This is a genomic window from Agrococcus sp. HG114 (genome assembly GCF_024723325.1).
In the GTDB taxonomy this organism is placed as follows: Bacteria; Actinomycetota; Actinomycetes; order Actinomycetales; family Microbacteriaceae; genus Agrococcus.
In genome coordinates this window covers 1-6,646 of sequence record NZ_JANQCH010000126.1, presented here as the reverse complement: position 1 = coordinate 6,646, position 6,646 = coordinate 1, and the positions used below count along the sequence as shown (strand labels likewise).

The following is a 6,646-nucleotide window of genomic DNA, read 5'->3' as shown; positions in this document are numbered from 1 at the left end:
TGGACCGTCCAGCAGCTCGACCAGGGCGTCCTCGAATGGACCAGCCCCACCGGGCGCGTCCTCACCGACGAACCCGAACCCGCCGGGCCCGTCTTCCGAGACCGCGGCGCCGACTACTGGGGCACCCCGTCGGACGTACCAGCACGGTGCACCGCGAGCGACCCGCCCTGGGCGCACCTGCACGACTGCACCTGCCACCCCGACGCCGTCCCGGCCTGACCCGCTCAGGCCGAACCGGGCCACTCCCTCACCGCCTCACGACGCACCGAATCGCTCGTCGACCAGGTCAGCCCGAACGGGTTGCGCTCCCTGGCCCGCTCGCGCCGAACAGGGCCACACCGACGCGCTCGCACCGAACGGGACTACGCCGACGCGCTCGCACCGAACCGGGGCCACGCCGACGCCTCACACCAAACCTGGCCACTCCTGACGGTGTCGCGCCGAGCTGAGCCACTGCGCGTCGGGCTCCCGCCTGTCGGAGTTCCTGCCCGACTCGTCCGGGAGCATCCGCGGGTGCGCCCCCGCCGCACTCGCGTCGAGGCCCCGGGCGCTGCACCCGGGGCCCCGACGTGGACGCGACGGATCAGGAGCTGACGCGCTCGAGCTCGTACTCGTACGCCTCCTCGCCGTGCACGACGAGGTCGACGCCCGCGATCTCATCCTCGTCCTTGACCCGGAAGCCCATCGTCTTCTCGATCGCGAGGCCGATGAGGAGCGCGACGACGAAGGCGTAGACCATCACGCCGATCGCGGCGATGAGCTGGACGGTCAGCTGCCCGATGCCGCCGCCCACGAGCAGGCCCGTGCCGGTCGCGAAGAACCCGAGGTAGACCGTGCCCAGCAGGCCGCCGACGAGGTGGATGCCCACGACGTCGAGCGAGTCGTCGAAGCCGAGCTTGAACTTCAGCTCGACCGCGAGGGCGCACAGCGCTCCCGCGAGCGCCCCGAGCAGCAGCGCCCAGCCGGGCGTGAGGTTGGCGCAGGCCGGCGTGATCGCGACGAGCCCCGCGACGGCACCCGAGGCAGCGCCGACCGACGTCGGCTTGCCGTCCTTGAACTTCTCGACGAGCAGCCACGCGCAGATCGACGCAGCGGTCGCACCGATCGTGTTCAGCGTGATGAGCCCTGCGTTGCCGAGGCCGTTCAGCCACTCCGCGCCGACGTTGAAGCCGAACCATCCGAACCACAGGACCGAGGCGCCCAGGATCACGAACGGCACGTTGTGCGGCTTGTGCGCGCCCTTCGTGAAGCCGATCCGCTTGCCGAGCACGAGCGTGAGGGCGAGCGCTGCCGCACCGGCGTTGATGTGCACCGCCGTGCCGCCCGCGTAGTCGATGACTGCCGGCAGGCCGAGCAGGTCGCCGAGCGAGTACACCCAGCCGCCGCCCCACACCCATGCGGCGATCGGGAAGTAGCCGAGCGTCGCGAAGGCGCCCGCGAAGAGCATCCAGGCGCCGAACTTCGCGCGGTCGGCGATCGCCCCCGAGATGAGCGCGACCGTGATGATCGCGAAGGTCGAGCCATAGGCCACGCCGACGAGGTCCGTGTTGGCGCTCTCGCCCGCGGCGAGGGCGGCGAGGCCGAAGTCGCTGAACGGGTTGCCCGAGAAGGCGAACGGCGAGTCGACCGCCGCCATGCTGAAGCCGTACAGGATCCAGAGGGTCCCGACGAGGCCGATGGCCCCGAACGACATCATCATCATGCTGATGACGCTCTTCGACCGCACGAGGCCGCCGTAGAAGAACGCGAGCCCGGGCGTCATGAACAGCACGAGGGCTGTCGCGACGACGCCGAAGGCGATGCTGCCTGCATCCATTGGGGTGCTCCTTGGGTCTGAGGGAGGACGTGCAGCGAGCATGCTCCCGGCCTGTTTCCGCGACCCGCGCGCGCCTGTTTCGAGTGCGTGAACGGATGCGCCGAGGCGTTTCGAGCACGTTTCGCCAGTCGACGCGGACAGGGGCGGGATGCGGCGGATGAAAGGATCGACGGCATGAACCTCTCCTGGATCCGGAACCCGCAGGTGTCGGCGATGCTGCTGCTGGGAGCCGCGATCCTCGGGCTCATCCTCGCCAACACGGCCCTGGGTCCTGGCCTGGAAGCGCTGAAGGGCGCCCACCTGCCGTTCACCGTCCTCGGCCTCGACCTCTCGGCCGCGCACTGGGTCACCGACGGACTGCTCGTCGTGTTCTTCTTCGTGGTCGCCGTCGAGCTGCGCTACGAGTTCACGCAGGGCGAGCTCAACTCGGTGTCGAAGGCGGCGGTGCCGACGATCGCCGCGCTCGGGGGTGTCGCGCTCCCCGCCCTCATCTACGCCGCCGTCGCAGGCGCCGACGGCGCGCAGGGCTGGCCGATCCCCACCGCGACCGACATCGCGTTCGCGCTCGGCGTCCTCGCGCTGCTCGGGAAGCGGCTGCCGCCGCGCGTGCGGGCGCTGCTGCTCGCGCTCGCCGTCATCGACGACCTCATCGGCATCCTCTTCATCGCGGTCTTCTTCACCGAGTCGGTCTCGGTGCCCCACCTCGGCCTCGCGGCGCTCGGCGTCGTCGCCTTCTGGCTGCTCGGCCGCCTCTACCGCGGCCGTCGCGGCAGCTGGCCCATCCGCATCGCCCTGCTCCTCGTCGCCGTCGCGACGTGGTGGCTCGTCGCGATGAGCGGCATCCACGCGACGATCGCGGGCGTGGCGCTCGGGCTCGTGCTCTCCCCCGCGCCGGCCGAATCCGCGCGCGTGAAGCTCGAGCCCGCGTCGAACGGCATCGTGCTGCCGCTGTTCGCGTTCGTCTCCGCGTCTGTCGCGATCCCGCAGGTGCCGCTCGGCGAGCTGAGCCCGGTGTTCTGGGCGATCGTGATCGCCCTGCCGGTCGGCAAGCTCGTCGGCATCAGCATCGCGGGGCTCGTCGGGCAGGCGGCGCTGCGCGTCCCGAAGGACGCGCGCCTGCGCGTGCCCGAGCTCATCGGCGTCGGCCTGCTCGGCGGCATCGGCTTCACGGTCTCGCTGCTCATGAACGAGCTCGCGCACCGCACGACGCCCGAGCTCATCGTCGAGGGCACGCTCGGCGTCCTGACCGGATCGCTCATCTCGGCGATCGTGGGCGGCGCCTACCTCGCGGTGCTCAACCGCCGCTACCCGGCGGCCGACGCGCGCGAGCGCGCGGCGCTCGACACCGAGGAGCAGCGGCGCCGCACCGACGCGGAGTGACCTACGCGCTGCCCTCGGCCGCGAGGGCGTGGAGCCGCGAGATCGCGCGCAGGTACTTCTTGCGGTACCCGCCGCCCAGCATCTCCTCGCTGAAGACGCGGTCGAGGCTCACGCCGCTCGCGCGCAGCGCGACCTGCGCATCGTAGAGGCGGTCGACGAGCGCCACGAGGCGGAGCGCGTCGTTCTGATCCGTGAGCACCCGCACGCCGCGGAGCCCGAGCGCCTCGACGCCCTCGATGAGGCCGATGTAGCGCGACGGGTGCACGTGCGAGAGATGGGCGATGAGCGCGTCGAAGTCGTCGAGCGCGACCGTGCCGCCGATGCGCGCGAGCTCGTCGCCGAGCTCGTCGTCGGGCGTCACGGGCGCGTGCCCCGACACGTCGCGATGGCGGTAGTCGTCGCCGTCGATCCGCATGATCTCGAAGCGGTCGGCGATCGCCTGGATCTCGCGGAGGAAGTCGGCGGCGGCGAAGCGCCCCTCGCCGAGCGCGTTCGGGGGCGTGTTGCTCGTGGCGGCGAGCTTCGAGCCGTTCGCGACGAGCTCGCCGAGCAGCCGCGTCATCACCATCGTGTCGCCCGGGTCGTCGAGCTCGAACTCGTCGATGCAGATGATCTTCGACCCCTGCAGCACGCGCACGGTCTCGGCGTAGCCGAGCGCACCGACGAGCGCGGTGTACTCGATGAACGTGCCGAAGACCTTCGGCCCGGGCATCGACTTCCAGAGCGCTGCGAGCAGGTGGGTCTTGCCCACTCCGAAGCCGCCGTCGAGGTAGATGCCCGGCTTCACCTCCGGCGCGCGGCGGCGGAACAGCCCGCGCGGCGGCGACGTCCACGCCGTGGCGAGCTCCTGCATCCGCTGCAGCGCCTCGGCCTGCGACGGATGCGCGGGGTCGGGTCGGTACGATTCGAACGTCGCGCCGTCGAACTGCGGCGGCGGGACGAGGCTCGCGACGATCTGCTGGGCGTCGGCCTGCGGCCGGCGCTCGACGAGCGAGATCGGTGCGGACATGCGCGCTCCTTCATCGGCGCTCCGCGCCGGCGGGGAAGATGAGGTGGGAGGATGGCGTTCTCCCATCGCAAGAGCCTACCGAGGGCGCAGCCCGCCCCCGCAGCCACCGCTGCGCAGCGCAGAAGGAGCCGCCATGCCCGAGTCCGAGCCCCGCTTCGCCGAGTACGCGGCGCCCGACCGCCTCGTCTCGACCGAGTGGGTCGCGCAGCACCTCGACGACCCCGACGTCGTGATCGTCGAGTCCGACGAGGACGTGCTGCTCTACGAGGTCGGCCACATCCCCGGCGCTGTGAAGGTCGACTGGCACACCGAGCTCAACGACCCGGTGCTGCGCGACTACGTCTCGCCGGAGGCCTTCGCGCGCCTGCTCGGCGAGAAGGGCATCGGCCGCGACACGACCGTCGTCTTCTACGGCGACAAGGCGAACTGGTGGGCGACGTATGCGCTGTGGGTCTTCGCGCTCTACGGCCACGACCGCACGCGCATCATGGACGGCGGCCGCGACAAGTGGATCGCGGAGGGCCGCGAGCTGACCCGCGAGCCCGCCGCGCGGCCGACGGTCGACTACCCGGTCGTCGAGCGCGACGACGCGACGCTGCGCGCGTTCCGCGACGACGTGCTCGCCCACCTCGGGAAGCCGCTCGTCGACGTGCGCAGCCCCGAGGAGTACTCGGGCGAGCGGACGACGGCACCCGCGTACCCGGAGGAGGGCGCGCTCCGCGCCGGCCACATCCCGACCGCGGCGAGCGTCCCGTGGGGACGGGCGGTCAACGAGGACGGCACCTTCCGCTCGCGCGCCGAGCTCGAAGCCATCTACCTCGACGGCGCTGGCCTGCGGGACGCCGACGACGTCGTCGCGTACTGCCGCATCGGCGAGCGCTCGAGCCACACGTGGTTCGTGCTGCAGCACCTCCTCGGCCTGCCGCGGGTGCGCAACTACGACGGCTCGTGGACGGAGTGGGGCTCGCTCGTGGGCGTGCCGATCGCGGTGGGCGCCGAGCCCGGGGAGGTGCCGGCACGATGACCCTGACGCCTGCGCTGCAGGAGACCGTCGAGGCGTTCCAGTCGGTGGCGGAGCGCGACCGGCTCCAGCTGCTGCTCGAGTTCGCCGACGAGCTGCCCGCCCTGCCGGAGCGCTACGCCGAGCACCCCGATCTGCTCGAGCGCGTCGCCGAGTGCCAGTCGCCGGTGTACCTGTTCGTGGAGGTCGACGACGGCGTCCACGTGCACGCGACGGCGCCCGAGGAGGCGCCGACGACGCGCGGCTTCGCGTCGATCCTCGCGCAGGGGCTCGAGGGCGCGAGCGTCGACGAGGCGCTCGCGGTGCCCGCCGACATGCCGCGCCTGCTCGGCCTCGACCGGGTGGTCTCGCCGCTGCGGCTGCGCGGCATGGCGGGGATGCTCGGCCGCATCCAGCGCCAGGTGCGCGCTCGAGCCTGAGCCGTCCGATCGCCGGCTGCGCCGCTCAGCGAGCGGCGCCGAGCGTCGTGTCGAGCCACTCCCCGACCTCGCGCTCGTAGCGCTCGGGGTCGAGGTTCCAGAGCTTCGTGTGGCGCGCTCGGCTCCACTCGCGGTAGTCGACGAGGTCGGGACGCGCCTCGGCGAGCGACCGCGACGCATCCGGGGGGACGAAGCCGTCGTCGGCCGAGTGCAGCAGCAGGATCGGCTGCGAGAGCGCGTCGGCGTGCAGCACGTTGTCGAGCTCGTCGAAGTCGAGGCTGCGGCTGCCGCTCAGCAGCGCCGCGGGCGACTCGAGCAGCCGCACCGCGCTCGTCGCGAGCCACGCTGGCAGGCGCAGGAGCCCCACCTGCAGCAGCAGGGTGGGCCGCCAGCCGACGACCGGCGAGTCGAGCACGACCGCGGCGATGCGCCGGCGGTGCCGCGACCGCCGCGCGACCTGCAGCGCGATCTGCCCGCCCATCGACCAGCCGTGGAGCACGATGCGCTCGGCGCCGCGCGCGACCGCGACGCCGATCGCGTCGTCGACGTCACGCCACTCGTCGAGGCCGAGCCGCAGCTTGCCGTCGCGGCTGCGCGGCGCCTCGGAGTCGTTGCGGTAGGAGACCGCCATCACCGGGATGCCGCGCGAGAGGTAGATGCCGGCCGCCCGGATCGTCTCGTGGCGCGTGACGCCGCGGCCGTGCACCTGGATGCACCAGGTGCCGGACGCCTGCTCCCCCAGCACCCAGGCCGGGGCGGGACCGACCTCGGTCGGCACCTCGACGTGCTCGACCGCATCCGTCACCTGCGCGGGCTCGTGCAGCACGTACCCCGACCAGCGCGCCGAGGGGACGCCCTCGAGGAGCTCGCGCGCGTCGGTGTGGACCTCGCGCACGACGCTCCGCGCATCCTCGTCGACGATCGGACCCAGCGCGGCGAGCCGCCCGCCGACCCACAGCGCGTAGCGGCCGGGCAGCGCGGTGTCGAGCGTGCGCGCGAGC

General features: G+C 72.5%; 6 protein-coding genes and 1 pseudogene. 4 read left to right on the top strand and 3 right to left on the bottom strand.

Annotated features, from left to right (window positions below):
- Positions 1-219 (top strand): annotated as a pseudogene (locus tag NWP09_RS10795) (hypothetical protein); the annotation flags it as partial.
- Between the two features lie 364 nt (positions 220-583).
- Here NWP09_RS10795 and NWP09_RS10790 read toward each other — a convergent pair.
- Positions 584-1,816 carry an ammonium transporter gene (locus NWP09_RS10790; protein WP_258275519.1) on the bottom strand — a complete coding sequence of 411 codons (1,233 nt, stop codon included), beginning with the start codon at positions 1,814-1,816 and terminating at the stop codon, positions 584-586.
- Positions 1,817-1,990: 174 nt separating this feature from the next.
- Between NWP09_RS10790 and NWP09_RS10785 the strand changes: the two genes are divergently transcribed.
- On the top strand, positions 1,991-3,196 hold the full coding sequence (locus NWP09_RS10785; RefSeq protein WP_258275518.1) for a Na+/H+ antiporter NhaA: 1,206 nt from the start codon (positions 1,991-1,993) through the stop codon (positions 3,194-3,196).
- 1 nt (position 3,197) lies between these two features.
- Here NWP09_RS10785 and zapE read toward each other — a convergent pair whose 3' ends face one another.
- The gene (zapE, locus tag NWP09_RS10780) at positions 3,198-4,205 is read right to left on the bottom strand and encodes a cell division protein ZapE (protein ID WP_258275517.1); all 1,008 of its coding nucleotides are present in this window, start codon (positions 4,203-4,205) and stop codon (positions 3,198-3,200) included.
- 133 nt (positions 4,206-4,338) lie between these two features.
- Between zapE and NWP09_RS10775 the strand changes: the two genes are divergently transcribed.
- Together NWP09_RS10775 and NWP09_RS10770 are read left to right on the top strand one after the other, a co-directional pair.
- A complete protein-coding gene (locus NWP09_RS10775; RefSeq protein WP_258275515.1) occupies positions 4,339-5,229 on the top strand; it encodes a sulfurtransferase in 891 nt (296 codons plus the stop codon).
- Positions 5,226-5,645, top strand: coding sequence for a SufE family protein (locus NWP09_RS10770; RefSeq protein WP_258275514.1), 420 nt, complete (start codon positions 5,226-5,228; stop codon positions 5,643-5,645). The genes NWP09_RS10775 and NWP09_RS10770 overlap by 4 nt, the downstream gene beginning before the upstream one ends.
- Positions 5,646-5,670: 25 nt before the next feature.
- Here NWP09_RS10770 and NWP09_RS10765 read toward each other — a convergent pair.
- Positions 5,671-6,646, bottom strand: a 976-nt coding sequence (locus NWP09_RS10765; RefSeq protein ID WP_258275513.1) for a S9 family peptidase, incomplete at its 5' end; no start/stop codon positions are given.